The 14,452-nt window shown below is 44.9% G+C and carries 11 protein-coding genes and 1 pseudogene; 6 read left to right on the forward strand and 6 right to left on the reverse strand.

Annotation, left to right across the window (positions count from 1 at the left end; all coding sequences use genetic code 11):
- Positions 1-121: 121 nt before the first annotated feature.
- The gene (locus K6V30_RS05400) at positions 122-3,205 is read right to left on the reverse strand and encodes a DEAD/DEAH box helicase (RefSeq protein ID WP_055269330.1); all 3,084 of its coding nucleotides are present in this window, start codon (positions 3,203-3,205) and stop codon (positions 122-124) included.
- Between the two features lie 52 nt (positions 3,206-3,257).
- On the opposite strand from K6V30_RS05400, the gene mnmA reads away from it, so the two are divergent.
- The gene (mnmA, locus tag K6V30_RS05405) at positions 3,258-4,388 is read left to right on the forward strand and encodes a tRNA 2-thiouridine(34) synthase MnmA (protein WP_055269331.1); all 1,131 of its coding nucleotides are present in this window, start codon (positions 3,258-3,260) and stop codon (positions 4,386-4,388) included.
- A 283-nt stretch (positions 4,389-4,671) separates the two neighbouring features.
- Here the strand turns inward: mnmA and K6V30_RS05410 are convergent, their stop codons facing one another.
- Entirely contained in the window at positions 4,672-6,183 is a 1,512-nt protein-coding gene (locus K6V30_RS05410; RefSeq protein ID WP_010536092.1) for a GH3 auxin-responsive promoter family protein, read from the reverse strand.
- Between the two features lie 137 nt (positions 6,184-6,320).
- On the opposite strand from K6V30_RS05410, the gene K6V30_RS05415 reads away from it, so the two are divergent.
- Positions 6,321-7,331 carry an ATP-dependent 6-phosphofructokinase gene (locus K6V30_RS05415; protein WP_010536093.1) on the forward strand — a complete coding sequence of 337 codons (1,011 nt, stop codon included), beginning with the start codon at positions 6,321-6,323 and terminating at the stop codon, positions 7,329-7,331.
- Between the two features lie 96 nt (positions 7,332-7,427).
- On the opposite strand, the pseudogene rnc reads toward K6V30_RS05415, so the two are convergent.
- From rnc to K6V30_RS05430, 3 genes and pseudogenes are all read right to left on the reverse strand, one after another.
- Positions 7,428-8,431 (reverse strand): annotated as a pseudogene (gene rnc / locus K6V30_RS05420) (ribonuclease III).
- Positions 8,397-9,659: a beta-ketoacyl-ACP synthase II gene (gene fabF / locus K6V30_RS05425; RefSeq protein WP_010536095.1), complete on the reverse strand. Its 1,263-nt coding sequence runs from the start codon at positions 9,657-9,659 to the stop codon at positions 8,397-8,399. Before fabF ends, rnc begins: the two are co-directional and overlap by 35 nt.
- An 18-nt stretch (positions 9,660-9,677) precedes the next feature.
- A complete protein-coding gene (locus tag K6V30_RS05430) occupies positions 9,678-9,914 on the reverse strand; it encodes an acyl carrier protein (RefSeq protein ID WP_004291965.1) in 237 nt (78 codons plus the stop codon).
- A 98-nt stretch (positions 9,915-10,012) separates the two neighbouring features.
- Between K6V30_RS05430 and purN the strand changes: the two genes are divergently transcribed.
- On the forward strand, positions 10,013-10,630 hold the full coding sequence (gene purN, locus K6V30_RS05435) for a phosphoribosylglycinamide formyltransferase (protein WP_010536096.1): 618 nt from the start codon (positions 10,013-10,015) through the stop codon (positions 10,628-10,630).
- 6 nt (positions 10,631-10,636) lie between these two features.
- On the opposite strand, the gene pdxB is transcribed toward purN, so the two are convergent.
- Complete coding sequence (gene pdxB, locus K6V30_RS05440; protein WP_055269370.1) at positions 10,637-11,686, reverse strand: 4-phosphoerythronate dehydrogenase PdxB; 1,050 nt, start codon at positions 11,684-11,686, stop codon at positions 10,637-10,639.
- A gap of 117 nt (positions 11,687-11,803) precedes the next feature.
- On the opposite strand from pdxB, the gene K6V30_RS05445 reads away from it, so the two are divergent.
- The 3 genes from K6V30_RS05445 to K6V30_RS05455 are packed head-to-tail and all read left to right on the forward strand — an operon-like array spanning position 11,804 to position 14,450.
- The gene (locus K6V30_RS05445) at positions 11,804-12,409 is read left to right on the forward strand and encodes a DUF4254 domain-containing protein (RefSeq protein ID WP_055269332.1); all 606 of its coding nucleotides are present in this window, start codon (positions 11,804-11,806) and stop codon (positions 12,407-12,409) included.
- 3 nt (positions 12,410-12,412) lie between these two features.
- On the forward strand, positions 12,413-13,444 hold the full coding sequence (locus K6V30_RS05450; protein ID WP_010536099.1) for a glycosyltransferase family 9 protein: 1,032 nt from the start codon (positions 12,413-12,415) through the stop codon (positions 13,442-13,444).
- Positions 13,445-13,475: 31 nt separating this feature from the next.
- The gene (locus tag K6V30_RS05455; RefSeq protein ID WP_055269333.1) at positions 13,476-14,450 is read left to right on the forward strand and encodes a glycosyl transferase family 90; all 975 of its coding nucleotides are present in this window, start codon (positions 13,476-13,478) and stop codon (positions 14,448-14,450) included.
- Positions 14,451-14,452 lie beyond the last annotated feature (2 nt).

Raw genomic sequence — 14,452 nt, forward strand, 5'->3', positions numbered from 1 at the left:
TCAAAAGAAAAGGAACTTAAATCCCGGAATAACGTCGCAGAAGAGATTATAAGACGTTTGGAGTTTAAGTTCCTTATTTTAATGTTTGGTGTCTATTGTTCGATTTGGCGTTATTAGAGCATTATTCCAGCAAGTCCGCCCACTGTTCATTGCTCAGTGCAGGCAGTGCGTCGCTGTCGGTGATGAATGTTTCCGCCAGTCTCCTTTTATCTTCCTGTAGTTGGAGAATTTTTTCTTCAATGCTGTTCTGGGTAATAAAGCGATAGGCGATAACCTGTTTATCCTGGCCGATGCGGTGTGCACGGGCAATGGCTTGTGCTTCGGCGGCAGGATTCCACCAAGGGTCGATGATAAATACATAATCGGCTTGGGTAAGGTTAAGTCCTACGCCTCCGGCTTTTAAAGAAATCAGAAAGGCCTGCACGTCCTTTTGTTCGGTGAAATGGGTGATTTCTGACGGACGGTTATTGGTGGAACCTGTCAGTAATGCATACTTCCAGCCTTGTTGGCGGAAGACATCGGCAAGGATTTCCAGATGCTTCACGAAAGAGGAAAAGATAAGTACTTTATGTCCTTCACTTCTCAATGTATCGAATGTTTCGATGATTTGCTCGGTTTTCCCGGATATCCCGTTGAAATCGGGAAAAATGAGCTGTGGGTGACAGGATAGCTGGCGAAGACGCAAGATACCGTTCAGGATACTGAACGTATGGAACCTGTCTCTGTTTTCGGGTTGTTGGAGCAATATGTTGCGCAGACTGTTTTTCTCCTGTTCGTAGCTCTCGCTTTGTTCTTCGGACATATCACAATAAATCGTTTCTTCAGTAAGCGGAGGAAGTTCCGGTGCTACCTCACTTTTGCTTCTGCGAAGAATAAACGGAGCGATTAACTGTTGCAGCCTTTTCTCCATGCGGGTGTTTCCTTGCTTGATTGGAATGATGAACTGCTTTTGGAAAGTGCTTTCTTCCCCCAACAGGTCCGGTTGCAGAAAACGGAACTGCGCCCACAGATCTTTAAGGGAGTTCTCGATAGGCGTTCCGGTCAGTGCGATCCGGTATTTGCTCTGCAACTGGATGACTGAACGGAAAGTGAGAGAATCATTGTTTTTGATATTCTGGCTTTCGTCGAGTACGATATATTCGAATGTGTAGGAGCGAAGAATATCAATATTATTTCTCATCATCCCATAGGTCGTGAATATCAGATGAAAACGCCTGAAGAACTTCTCGGGATGCCCTTTGGGGAATACCGTGCTGCTATTATATTCTGCTATCGATAGAGTGGTGAAACGTTTCGCCTCTTGCCTCCAGTTGTGGAGCAGGGAAGTGGGGACCACAATCAGAGTGGCGGGTTTACGGGAATTTTTTCCGTATTCTGCTCTTGGGGCGTCTTCTTTGGGTATGTTTTTCTCCCTGATTTTCCGCGCCTCCGGCAGTAACTCATCTTCGGAAGAGAATGAAAATAAGGAGAATTGTCCTTCGGCGTCTGCCGCTTGCTCTCTGGCAGGCGGAGTTCCGGTAGTACATTCCTTATCCGGCTGACTGTCAGATGCCGGGATTTCTGTAGATACAGACCCCATAGGAGCAGTAGCTGTATCGGTGGAAAACGGTTTGTATATATATTGTAGCAGGGTAAGCGTCTGGAGTGTCTTCCCAAGCCCCATGTCATCTGCCAGACAACCGCCGAATCCTTGTTTGTTCAACTGTACCATCCACGAGAATCCTTTCTGCTGATAGGGGCGTAGCTGTGCTTTCACTCCTTGGGGAACGGGGATATTGTGTATCTCTCTCCTGAAAGGCAGGTTTTGGGGACTGCTTTCTTCTAAAGCCGATTGTACGGCACCGACAAAAGTGGGCTTCAGGCGAATCCCTGTTTCTGTTTGCGTTCCTAATTCCAGCAGGTTTCCATATTTGCTGAACCATTCTTCCGGCAAGAGAATCATGCGTCCGTCCGGTAGCAGAAATTCTCTTTTCTCTTCGAGGATATGCTTGCGGAAACGTGAGAAAGGGATACGCAGCTGCCCGATGACAACTGTGATATGCAGTTCAAACCAGTCCGGTTCGTCATCACAGCTTTGTTCGATGTGGATTTCGTCCAGACAGTAGGGAGTATTCCCCATATTTCCGGTCAGCAGGAAGGATTGTTGGAGCATTGCCCGATAGGTGCCGATCCATTCGGTAATTGTCTTTTCGGAGGCATTGGGCGACAGCTTGAAGTGGACGTCGCTGACCTGTTGCAAACCGGAATCCGTTAACATTCGGAGTTTCTCTTTTTCGGCATTACTATCCCGGCGGAAGAAAAATATCTCGCCGAAGTCGTTTCGGTAAATGATCTTCTTCATTTCGGTCACGGTGTCGGGAGTAAACGTCTGGTCGCCATAACGGAAACTGAGTCGCAACATTTGTTCGTCGTAAATGGTATCTTCGAGAGACAGGACGGCTTCGCATGCGTACGTCTTTTCAACGATATTCAGTCCCTGAGTTGTAATCTCATGATAGCGTGCTGTCGGAATCACGATGTTATCGATATATTTCTCAATTTGGGAGGCTGGAACGCTGATCTTCTTTTTCTTGGTGAAAGGCAGGATGCGTACACTCTCGATATGGGGGAAAAAGTATAGTTCCATCCCCAATAAGAGAGCAGACGGCGAGGAAGTCAGCACGATGACAGGTTTCTGCTCACTCAGTGAGAGTGGCTGTCCGTCATAATAACATTGCAGCTGATAACGGAAAGTTGTCTCGTCAGCAAGAAACATGAAGTGAATTTCCACATCGTGAGGATGAACACGGTAGGCGTGATGGGCATATAGCAGTTTGCTCCCGACCTGTTTTTGGTACAGAGGAAGGTTGTGATAGCGTATCAATGCCAGCATCTCCTGTAGCTTTTTCTCGATGAATGGGCGGATATTGTTCTTTATCCGTTCCGGATCTTCGGACAATTTACGCAGAAAACGGGATACTGTTTTCTCTCGTGAGTAGACTCCCATCAGATATTTTTCTGTATAATGAGAGGCGATGTCGATGGCCTGCCGTTCAGCCTCGTTCATCCGGCTGATTGCTTCGGGAGAAGCGTGAAAAGCCTGCTCTATGAGTTGCCATGTGCCGTCGTCAGATTGCTCCGCCATGTAAGGTATCAGCAGTGTGCCGAACGTCAGATGCTCGGTTAAAACGATGATAACTTGTCCGGTAATTGCTTTCTCTTCCATTCTCTTCAGGCTTTAACAAACAAAGATACGGGAAAATCCTTAATTTTGCAGCATGATGGAAGAAAACAAACGAGTATTGTTGGGAATGAGCGGTGGTACGGATAGTTCCGTAGCTGCCATGCGATTGCTGGAAGCCGGATATGAGGTGACCGGAGTTACTTTCCGTTTCTATGAGTTGAATGACTCGACCGAGTATCTGGAGGATGCCCGTCACCTGGCAGGGCGTTTGGGTATTCGTCATATTACGTATGATGCCCGTGAGATATTTCGTGAACAGATTATTGAATATTTTGTGCGTGAATATATGGTGGGGCATACTCCTGTGCCCTGCACGTTGTGCAATAACTATCTCAAATGGCCTCTTCTTTCCAAAATAGCCGATGAAATGGGGATTTTTTATATTGCTACCGGGCATTATGTCCGGAAAGTAAAGGTGGATGATACTTATTATATCACTTATGCTGCAGATTCGGACAAAGATCAGACCTTTTTCTTATGGGGACTCAAACAGGATATTCTTCAGAGAATGTTGCTGCCGATGGGGGATATTACCAAAGTGGAGGCACGTGCTTTTGCTGCCGGACGGGGATTTCAGAAAGTAGCGGTGAAAAGGGACAGTTTGGGCGTTTGCTTTTGTCCGATGGATTATCGGAGCTTTCTGAAAAAGTGGTTGGTCAGCTTTGGTCAGCACCAGGTCAGCTTTGGTCAGTTTTGGTCAGCGCAGGTCAGCCGTGGAAGATTTGTCGATGAAAAGGGGGATTTTATAGCTTGGCACGAAGGCTATCCTTTTTATACCATCGGACAGCGGCGTGGCTTGGGGATTCATCTGAATCGGCCTGTCTTTGTGAAGGAAATCCGTCCCGAGAAGAATGAGGTAGTGCTCTCTTCCCTTCAGGCGCTGGAAAAAACGGAGATGCTGCTTAAAGATTGGAACATCGTTAGTCGGGAACGTTTGTTGGGACATCCCGATGTGATTGTGAAAATACGCTATCGGAAACAGGAAAACCATTGCACGGTAACGATCACACCTGATAATCTCCTGTATGTACAGCTTCACGAACCATTGACGGCCATTGCTTCCGGGCAAGCTGCTGCCTTCTATAAAGATGGTTTGTTATTGGGTGGTGGAATCATTACGGAGGCACTGTCTGCAACACATCAGCTTCATCAACAGAAGGAATAATATCGAAAAGCATTCTCTTATAGGACGGAGAAATGCGGCCGGTAGTTTCACGACTTGTTTCAACCGTTGAAACAATGTGTTTCATGCCTTGAAACAAAGTGTTCCAAGCAATGAAACAGAGTGTTTCACCGCATGAAACAAAGTGTTTCAAGCATTTGAAATTGTTTGAAACACTTTGGTGCCTGTTTTCAAGCCGGCACATTAGATTGCCCTGCGGTGAATACTTTGCGTAACACCGTAGGGAACCTCCTGTAAAATAATGATTTGATTACTCGAATAAGGTTTATTCGTTATTCAGCGTAAGCATTGCTTCGATATAATTGCGTGTATTGCTTAGTCTGGGTACCTTATGCTGTCCGCCTAACTTGCCTTTCTGTGCCAGCCAGTCATGAAACAGTCCCGGACGGGCTACGATCACTTCCAATGGCTGCAGGGCAATATCTTTCCAGCGTTTCGCCTCATAGTCCGAATTGACCTCTTTCAAGGTGGCGTCGAGTATGGCGGCAAATTTCTCTACGGAATCCGGCATCTTGGCAAATTCTATTAACCATTGGTGACGGCATTTGGCATGTTCGTCCATAAATACCGGTGCGGCAGAATATTCGCAAATCTGCGCTCCTGTTTCGGCGCAAGCCTTAGCCAGCCCTTTCTCGGCATTATCCACAATCAATTCTTCACCAAAAGCATTGATGAAGTGCTTCGTCCGTCCTGTGATGACGAACTTATACGGATTTTTGCTGGTAAACTTCACCGTATCGCCGATCATGTATCGCCATAATCCGCACGACGTAGAAATCACCATCGCATAATTCTTGTTAAGTTCCACCTCTTCGAGGCAGTAAGCATGTGGATTCTCTTCATCGACTTCTTCCAGTGGAACGAACTCGTAGAAGATACCATAATCGATCATCAACAGCATAGACGGGTCCGAAAGGTCATTCTGCGTACCAAAGTATCCTTCGGAAGCATTGTAAGTCTCTACATAATGCATCTTTGGCGAGTGAATGACCTGTTTGTACTGTTCGCGGTAAGGAGTGAAAGCCACCCCACCGTGGAAGAATACCTCCAGATTCGGCCATACTTCTTCCAGTGTTTGCTTACCGGTTTTCTCGAGAATACGCTTGATAAGTACCAGCATCCACGAAGGCACGCCGGACAAACTGGTCACATTGACCGGGATGGTACTGTTGGCTATCGCCTCTATTTTAGTCTCCCATTCGCTCATCAAAGCGATTTTCTTGCTCGGTACGCGGATGAAATTGATCAGCGGATTGACATTCTGAATCAGAATGGCTGACAAGTCGCCTACTAAACTATGATTGGAATTGAGGTTCGGACTGTGGCTTCCTCCCAGAATCAACCCTTTTCCCGAGAAAAAGTGGCTGTCCGGATTGATACGAAAATAGAGTGCCGCAGCGTCTTTACCGCCTCTGTAGTGAATGTCTTCCAGTGCTTCTTTGCTGACAGGCAGGAATTTGCTCTTATCATTGGTCGTTCCGGATGATTTGGCAAACCAGCGAATTTCCGAAGGCCAAAGCAGATTCTGTTCCCCTGCCCGCAAACGCTCTACATAAGGTTTGATTTCCTCATAAGTCTGTATTGGAAGGCGCTTTCTGAAATCCTCGTAGCTACGGATGGAGGCGTAGTCGTACTTTTTTCCCCACTCTGTCTGTGCAGCTTGGTTCACTAAGCGACTCAGCACACGATGCTGTATCTCACTAGCCTGACTAGCATAAAGGTCTATCTGTTTTAAACGGGAATCGAAAGTCTTACTAATAATCTTTGTAATATTCATTTCTGCTTTAACATAATAATGTTTAGTCGTGCAAAAGTAACCTTATTTATCTTTTTTTTCTATCTTTACGTCGGAAATAATCGTTAAAAATTGGCGACTTTCCTTGAATCCCGAGTTTCTGACTAAAAAAAACGACAATGAGAATTGGAATCCTGACTTCCGGAGGAGACTGCCCCGGTATAAATGCCACTATTCGTGGCGTGTGCAAAACTGCTATCAATCACTATGGGATGGAAGTAATAGGAATTCATAGTGGTTTTCAAGGTTTGCTGACAAAAGACATAGAGCCCTTTACTGATAAATCCTTATCCGGACTGTTGAACCAGGGCGGAACAATGCTGGGTACTTCGCGCGAGAAACCTTTTAAAAAGGGAGGTGTCGTCTCGGATGTCGACAAACCGGCACTGATTCTTCAGAATATTAAGGAAATGGGGTTGGATTGTGTTGTCTGTATCGGAGGAAACGGGACGCAGAAAACTGCCGCTAAATTTGCTACAATGGGCGTTAATATCGTGTCAGTCCCCAAAACCATCGATAATGACATCTGGGGAACGGACATTTCCTTTGGATTCGACTCTGCTGTAAGCATCGCTACAGATGCCATCGACCGTTTGCATTCCACCGCCAGTTCTCACAAAAGGGTCATGGTCATTGAGGTGATGGGGCATAAAGCCGGCTGGATTGCTTTGTATTCCGGTATGGCAGGTGGGGGTGATGTCATTCTTGTCCCCGAAATCCCTTACAATATCAAGAATATAGGAAATACAATTCTCGAAAGACTGAAAAAAGGAAAGCCCTATTCCATTGTAGTGGTAGCGGAAGGTATCCTGACGGATGGCAGAAAACGTGCTGCGGAATACATCGCGCAGGAAATAGAGTATGAAACGGGGATCGAGACGCGTGAGACCGTATTGGGATATATTCAGCGTGGCGGTTCGCCTACTCCTTTCGACCGTAACCTTTCCACCCGTATGGGAGGGCATGCGACAGAACTGATTGCCAACGGACAATTCGGGCGTATGATTGCCCTGAAAGGAGATGATATTTCGTCTATTCCTCTCGAAAATGTTGCCGGTAAGTTGAAGTTAGTCACTGAAGATCACGATTTAGTGATCCAAGGTCGCCGTATGGGAATCTGTTTCGGTTAACTTAAGCTTTTATAGTAGCATCTCATCTATGGTCTGTCTGTCGTTTGACTGTTAGTAGACTTTTTACCTGTAGCTTTTTGTTTGTGGCTGCTTCATTTACGAAGCAGTCTTGTCATTTACAGTCCCGGTTTCATCATTAACAGTCTCAGTTTGATCATTAACACTCTCGGTTTCATTTGCAGTCCCGGTTTCATCATTTGCGATTTCATCTGTAACTTCAGGTTCCGCAATCTCAGCTTCCAATGCTTCAGCCTTTGTTTCCAATGCTTCAGCCTCTGCTTCAGGCGGCATCGAATGCTGCGCTTTTACTTCATTGACTGTATCCATGAAAGCCTGGTCTTTTACCTTCTTTATAGCCATCTGTGCGGCATTCTGCTGAGATTCTTTCTTGGAATATCCCGTACCTGTTCCGGCTGGAAGCCCTTCGATGCGAACTTCTGTCTGGAATACGGGGTTGCTGTCGTGGTCGAGGAACTGCTCAATCAACTCAAAGGAAACCTCCATCTTATTCTTCTGGCTCCATTCGATGAGCTTGGACTTGAAGTTGACCTCTTTACGGGAGATTTTGTCCAGATCGATATAGCGGTTGATGATCCGCTGCTCCATAAACTGTTTGCAACGTTCATATCCCTGGTCCAGATAAATGGCCCCGATAAATGCCTCGAAAGCATTTCCGTACATATAACTATTGTGGGAAGAAGAGCGGGTAGAATATTTGATCAGTTTGTCCAGACCGATTTCCACGGCTAACTTGTTCAAGGTCTCCCGTTGTACGATCTTGGAACGTGTGTTGGTCAGGAAACCTTCCCGTTTCCCTTCGAAACGTTTGTAGACAATATCTCCTACGATGGCGTCAAGAATGGCGTCACCCAAGAACTCCAGTCGCTCATTATTCAACAGACGTCCCATTTCGGAGCGGACGGCAGATGACTTGTGCAGGAGCGCTTGTTCGTAGATCCGGATATCGCGCGGATAAAATCCGAGTATCCGGTAAAAACAAAGATAAGACTCTCTGTCCTTGCGGAACAGGAGCCTTATCTTATTTATTTGGTTACGTAGCACGTTTTATTCAGCGTATTTCTTGAAGATAACGCACGCATTGTGACCACCAAATCCAAAAGTATTGGACAGGGCAACATTAACCTCACGTTTCTGAGCCTTGTTGAACGTGAAATTAAGGTCGTAGTCAATGTTCTCGTCGTTGTCACCTTCTTCATGGTTGATAGTCGGAGGAACAATGCCGTTCTTGATGGCAAGGATACTGGCGATAGATTCTACCGCACCGGCAGCTCCCAGCAAGTGACCCGTCATTGATTTTGTAGAACTGATGTTCAGTTCGTATGCGTGATCACCGAATACTTCTTTAATCGCTTTCGCTTCTGAAATATCACCTACCGGAGTAGATGTTCCGTGAACGTTGATGTAATCTACTTCTTTCGGATCCATTTCTGCATCTTCCAGTGCATTCATCATTACCAGTTTGGCACCAAGACCTTCCGGATGAGAAGCTGTTAAGTGATGAGCATCCGCAGACATACCTACACCGGCAACCTCTGCATAGATTTTCGCACCACGGGCCTTAGCGTGTTCCAGTTCTTCCAGGATCAGGCAACCGCCACCTTCGCCCATGATGAAGCCGTCGCGGCTTGCACTGAATGGACGTGAAGCCTTGCCAGGCTCATCGTTGCGTGTTGACAGAGCGTGCATAGCGTTAAAACCGCCTACACCTGCCGGGAAGATAGCTGCTTCCGAACCACCTGATACGATTACGTTTGCTTTGCCCAGACGAATCAGGTTGAAAGCATCCGCGATAGCATTGGTAGAGGTAGCACATGCTGAACAAGTCGCGTAATTAGGACCATGGAAGCCATACATGATAGAAATCTGTCCGGCAGCGATATCCGAGATCATCTTCGGGATGAAGAACGGATTGAACTTGGGACCTATTTCCTGGTGAGTGTAGTAGTTGCCTACTTCTTCCTCGAATGTATGTATACCACCGATACCGGCGCCAAAAATAACACCGATTCTGTTCAAATCTTCTTTTTCGACGTCAAGACCGGAGTCTGCTACCGCTTCTTTGGCAACGGCGACAGCATACTGGGTGTATAAGTCCATCTTTCTTGCCTCTTTACGGTCGATATATTTAGTTACATCGAAGTTTTTCACTTCGCATGCAAACTGGGTCTTGAATAGCGACGCATCAAAATGAGTAATAGGCCCTGCTCCACTAACCCCGTTCACTAGATTCTCCCAAAATTCGGGAACGTCATTGCCAACAGGAGTAATGGCGCCAAGGCCTGTTACTACCACTCTTTTTAATTCCATATTGATGAAATCGGATAATTACTTAGCGTGTTCTTCGATATAAGATACAGCATCACCTACAGTACCAATCTTTTCTGCTTGGTCATCAGGAATAGAGATACCGAATTCTTTTTCGAATTCCATGATAAGTTCTACAGTGTCAAGAGAATCTGCTCCCAGGTCGTTAGTGAAGCTTGCTTCGTTAGTAACTTCTGATTCTTCTACGCCTAATTTATCAACGATAATCGCTTTTACTCTTGATGCAATTTCAGACATAACTTTAAGTTTTTAATTAATAATTAGTTTTATTTCTTTAAATTTGCGGTGCAAAGGAATGAATATTTATCGTTTTGCGCAAATATTTGACTAAATAAATGCAGTCTTTTGCACATTTTTCACTGTTTTGTGCATTGAATTCGAGTATAATGAAGAAAAACATCGCCATTTTCGCTTCCGGTTCCGGCTCAAATGCCGAGAATATCATCCGGTATTTCCAAAAGAGCGACTCCGCTACGGTGTCGTTAGTACTTTCTAATAAAAGTGACGCCTACGTTTTGGAACGTTCGCATCGCCTGAAAGTGCCCTGTAACGTGTTCCCAAAGGAGGACTGGATTGCCGGAGATGAGATTCTGGCTATTTTGCAGGAATATCGTATTGACTTTATTGTGCTGGCAGGATTCCTTGTTCGTGTGCCGGATTTACTTTTGCATGCTTATCCCGGTAAAATCATAAATATACATCCTGCTCTTTTGCCTAAGTTCGGCGGCAAAGGTATGTACGGAGACAAAGTTCACGAAGCTGTGGTGGCTGCGGGCGAAAAAGAAAGTGGTATTACTATACATTATATTAATGAACACTATGACGAAGGAAGCATTATCTTCCAGGCTACCTGTCCTGTACTTCCCGATGATTCTCCCGAAGAAGTCGCAAAGAAAGTACATGCTTTGGAATATGAGCACTTTCCCCGTATTGTGGAAGAAATATTAGGTTAATAAGTATTAGGTATTACCTAATACCTGTATATATGCCTTTTCCTCTCTCCGCAATGGATAATCTCCCCGTAATGTTTCGAATAGTTCCGGTTGGGATTTTAACCGGTTGCTGTCTTCGGCGGGATTGTACATCTTCAGCAGAGCTTCTTCCCGGTCTTTGGCTTCGATGACAGGTGAGAGTGGGGCGGGAGGGTTAATCTCGTAAGTTGCATTCAGGTGGAAAAAACGGCAGATGGAGTCCAGTGACATTCGGGTTGCATTCGCTTTGCCATCGGCAGAGTATCCGGCAATATGCGGAGTACCTATAAGTACTTTATCCAGTAACTCGCGGTTGATTTCCGGTTCGTGTTCCCATACATCAATCACTGCGTCTGAGATTGTACCGTTGTCAATGGCTTCCAGCAGGGCATTTGTTTCGATCACTTCTCCCCTTGAAGTGTTGATGATAACAGGTTTCCGTTGGAGAGACCGGAAGAATTTCTCGTCTGCCAGATGGAACGTTTTATATTTCCCTTCTTTATATAAAGGTACGTGAAAGGTGATGATGTCACATTCTTTGGCTATTCTCTCTAGTGGAGTGAATGTTGTGCCCCCTTCTTTCTCTTCTCTGGGCAAATCATTCAGCAGTACACGTATGCCGAAATCCTGTGCTGCTTTGGCTACCTTGCTTCCTACATTACCTACACCGATAATGCCGATAGTCAGCTCGTCTAATTTTTTATTTTGAAGAGATTTCCAGACCAGAAGAGATGACTGTATATATTGAGCTACCGAAGCGGAATTGCATCCCGGAGCATTCGCCCACTCGATACCTGCCTGCTTGCAATATTCGGTGTCGATATGGTCGAACCCGATGGTTGCCGTAGCGATGAATTTTACTTTGCTGCCTTCCAGCAATTCCCGGTTGCAGTGAGTGCGGGTCCGGATGATGAGTGCGTCCGCATCCTGTATCAGTTCCCGTGTAAAATCCTTTCCCGGTGCGTAAATTACCTCGTCGGCAATTTTCTCTGCTGCCTCTTTTATATAAGGTATCTTATCGTCTATAATAATTTTCATATACAATTCCATTTTAGCTCAGACAAAGGTAAGAAATAAAAAAGTAAGAAACGGTTGCTTGTCTGAAAAATATTACATAGCTTTGTCCTATTATACATCTATTAGCTAGTTAAGATTATGACATTTAGTAACCTTTGCAATGATATTTTTTGGAAATCGACAACAGATTACCATGTGACGGATAGCGTAGATGCGCCGATGAACAATCCTTACGAGTTGAAGTCGATAGAGTATTACTTGTATCTGAAAAACTGGATTGATGCCGTACAATGGCATTTCGAAGATATTATCCGTGATCCTCAGATAGATCCGGTAGCAGCCGTAGCTTTAAAGAGAAGAATCGATAAATCCAATCAGGACCGTACGGATTTGGTTGAGTTGATCGACAGCTATTTCCTTGATCAATATAAGGATGTAAAGCCTTTGGCAGATGCTACAATCAATACAGAAAGTCCCGCCTGGGCAGTAGACCGTCTCTCTATTCTTGCTTTGAAAATTTACCACATGCAGCAGGAAGTGGAACGTACGGACACTACGGAAGAACATCGTGCACAATGCCAGACGAAACTGAGCATTCTGCTGGAACAACGGAAAGACCTTTCTTCAGCTATCGATCAGTTACTGTCTGATATCGAATCAGGGAAGAAATATATGAAAGTATACAAACAGATGAAGATGTATAATGACCCGGCATTGAATCCGGTGCTTTATGCAAAAAAATAACGAATGGCGCGTATTCTCATTATCCGTTTTTCAGCTCTTGGCGATGTAGCCATGACGATACCGGTAGTACATTCGCTGGCAGTGCAATATCCTCAACTTGAAATTACTGTGTTGAGTCGTGCTGTGTGGCAACCGCTTTTTCAGGGACTTCCTGCTAATGTGAGTTTTATCGGTGCTGATCTGACGGGTAAACATAAAGGACTGTGGGGGTTGAATACCCTTTATTCGGAACTGAAGGCAAAGCGTTTCGACTATGTGGCGGACTTTCATCATGTGCTTCGGACGAAATACTTGTGCCTGAGATTTCGGCTTGCTAATATACCTGTGGCATCTATATGCAAAGGTAGAGCGGGAAAAGAAAAATTGGTTCGCCGTCGGCATAAAGTGCTGGAGAACCAGAAAAGTTCTTTCCGCCGCTATGCCGATGTGCTGGAGAAACTGGGCTTTCCTGTATTACTGAACTTTTCTTCAATTTATGGAGACGGAAAAGGGAATTTTGCAGAGATAGAACCTGTTGCGGGTACAAAAGATAATTTGAAATGGATTGGTATAGCTCCTTTTGCCAAGCACGTAGGTAAGATTTATCCTATTGAGTTGCAGGAGCAGATAGTAGCCCATTTTGCCGCTGATCCGAAGGTGAAGGTTTTCCTTTTCGGAGGTGGTAAGAGTGAACAGGAAGTATTCGATAGTTGGGTGGCGAAATACCCTTCCGTCGTTTCCATGATTGGTAAGCTGAATATGCGTACCGAGCTGAATCTTATGAGCCATCTGGATGTGATGCTCTCGATGGATTCGGCAAATATGCATCTGGCTTCGCTGGTCAATATTCCGGTGATCTCTGTTTGGGGAGCTACTCATCCTTATGCCGGATTTATGGGATGGAAGCAATTGCCGGTCAATACAGTACAACTCGAACTGTCATGCCGCCCTTGCTCCGTATACGGACAGAAACCATGCTGGCGAGGCGATTATGCCTGCCTGAGAGAAATAAAACCCGAACAGGTAATAGCGAAGATTGAAGGAATAATCAATTAGGAGACAAATACTCCTGATATATGAAACAAGAATGAAGAATAAACTTTTATATAAGTTGCGTAGCGGGAAAAATCCTAAGTTCATTTACTATTCGGTAAATGCTCTCAGACTTATTATTCCGAGAGGTATTTTCCGGTTACGGTTACAAGGGAGGTTATCTTCATTATCCCGTCGGAAGGACAAAGACTATATCGAACGTCGTGTTGACTATTACAATAAACTTTCCGGAACGGTGCCATTACCTTCCTCTGCTCCGCGTCTTTCAGAGCATAAGATGAGCAAGCAAAAAGTGTATTTCTTTGATACTTATCAATATACCCGTTGGTTTTCCGATCAGTTTCAGTGGGGCTTCTGTCCTGGTGATGTGACATTTGTCCCCGACTATCCCTCTATTGTGAAAAGCCGTCCTCTGACAGAGGATAATGCGAATTCGATTGTGATGAAACTGGATAAGGTTCGTCATTTTATATTTGTAGACGATAAGAAGGCTTTTACTGAGAAGAAAAATATGGTAATCTTTCGCGGAAAGGTAAAAGGAAAACCTTCCAGGAAGATGTTTATGGAGATGTATTTTCATCATCCGATGTGCGATTTGGGAGATGTCAGTAAAAATACGACCGACCCGGTAGAGTGGCGCACGGAGAAGAAAACGATTAATGAGCATTTGGATTATAAATTCATAATGGCTCTTGAAGGAATCGATGTGGCCAGCAACCTGAAATGGGTGATGTCATCGAATTCAATAGCAGTGATGCCTCGGCCTACCTGTGAGACATGGTTTATGGAAGGCACGCTTATTCCCGATTATCATTATATTGAAATAAAGCCGGATTTCTCTGATTTGGAAGAACGGTTGAATTACTATATAGAGCATGTAGACGAATCATTGGAGATCATCAGGCATGCTCATGAATATGTGTCGCAATTTAAAGATAAGAGAAGAGAAAATTTGATATCACTGCTTGTGTTGGATAAATATTTTAAGATGACCGGGCAAAAGAGTTGAGA

The organism is Bacteroides faecis, assembly GCF_020091505.1.
In the GTDB taxonomy this organism is placed as follows: domain Bacteria; phylum Bacteroidota; class Bacteroidia; order Bacteroidales; family Bacteroidaceae; genus Bacteroides; species Bacteroides faecis.

Bases quoted from the DNA above. Each gene is read 5' to 3' on its own strand.
- K6V30_RS05400 (WP_055269330.1), bottom strand. From the start codon at position 3,205: ATGGAAGAGAAAGCAATTACCGGACAAGTTATCATCGTTTTAACCGAG.
- mnmA (WP_055269331.1), top strand. From the start codon at position 3,258: ATGATGGAAGAAAACAAACGAGTATTGTTGGGAATGAGCGGTGGTACG.
- K6V30_RS05410 (WP_010536092.1), bottom strand. From the start codon at position 6,183: ATGAATATTACAAAGATTATTAGTAAGACTTTCGATTCCCGTTTAAAA.
- K6V30_RS05415 (WP_010536093.1), top strand. From the start codon at position 6,321: ATGAGAATTGGAATCCTGACTTCCGGAGGAGACTGCCCCGGTATAAAT.
- fabF (WP_010536095.1), bottom strand. From the start codon at position 9,659: ATGGAATTAAAAAGAGTGGTAGTAACAGGCCTTGGCGCCATTACTCCT.
- K6V30_RS05430 (WP_004291965.1), bottom strand. From the start codon at position 9,914: ATGTCTGAAATTGCATCAAGAGTAAAAGCGATTATCGTTGATAAATTA.
- purN (WP_010536096.1), top strand. From the start codon at position 10,013: ATGCAGTCTTTTGCACATTTTTCACTGTTTTGTGCATTGAATTCGAGT.
- pdxB (WP_055269370.1), bottom strand. From the start codon at position 11,686: ATGAAAATTATTATAGACGATAAGATACCTTATATAAAAGAGGCAGCA.
- K6V30_RS05445 (WP_055269332.1), top strand. From the start codon at position 11,804: ATGACATTTAGTAACCTTTGCAATGATATTTTTTGGAAATCGACAACA.
- K6V30_RS05450 (WP_010536099.1), top strand. From the start codon at position 12,413: ATGGCGCGTATTCTCATTATCCGTTTTTCAGCTCTTGGCGATGTAGCC.
- K6V30_RS05455 (WP_055269333.1), top strand. From the start codon at position 13,476: ATGAAGAATAAACTTTTATATAAGTTGCGTAGCGGGAAAAATCCTAAG.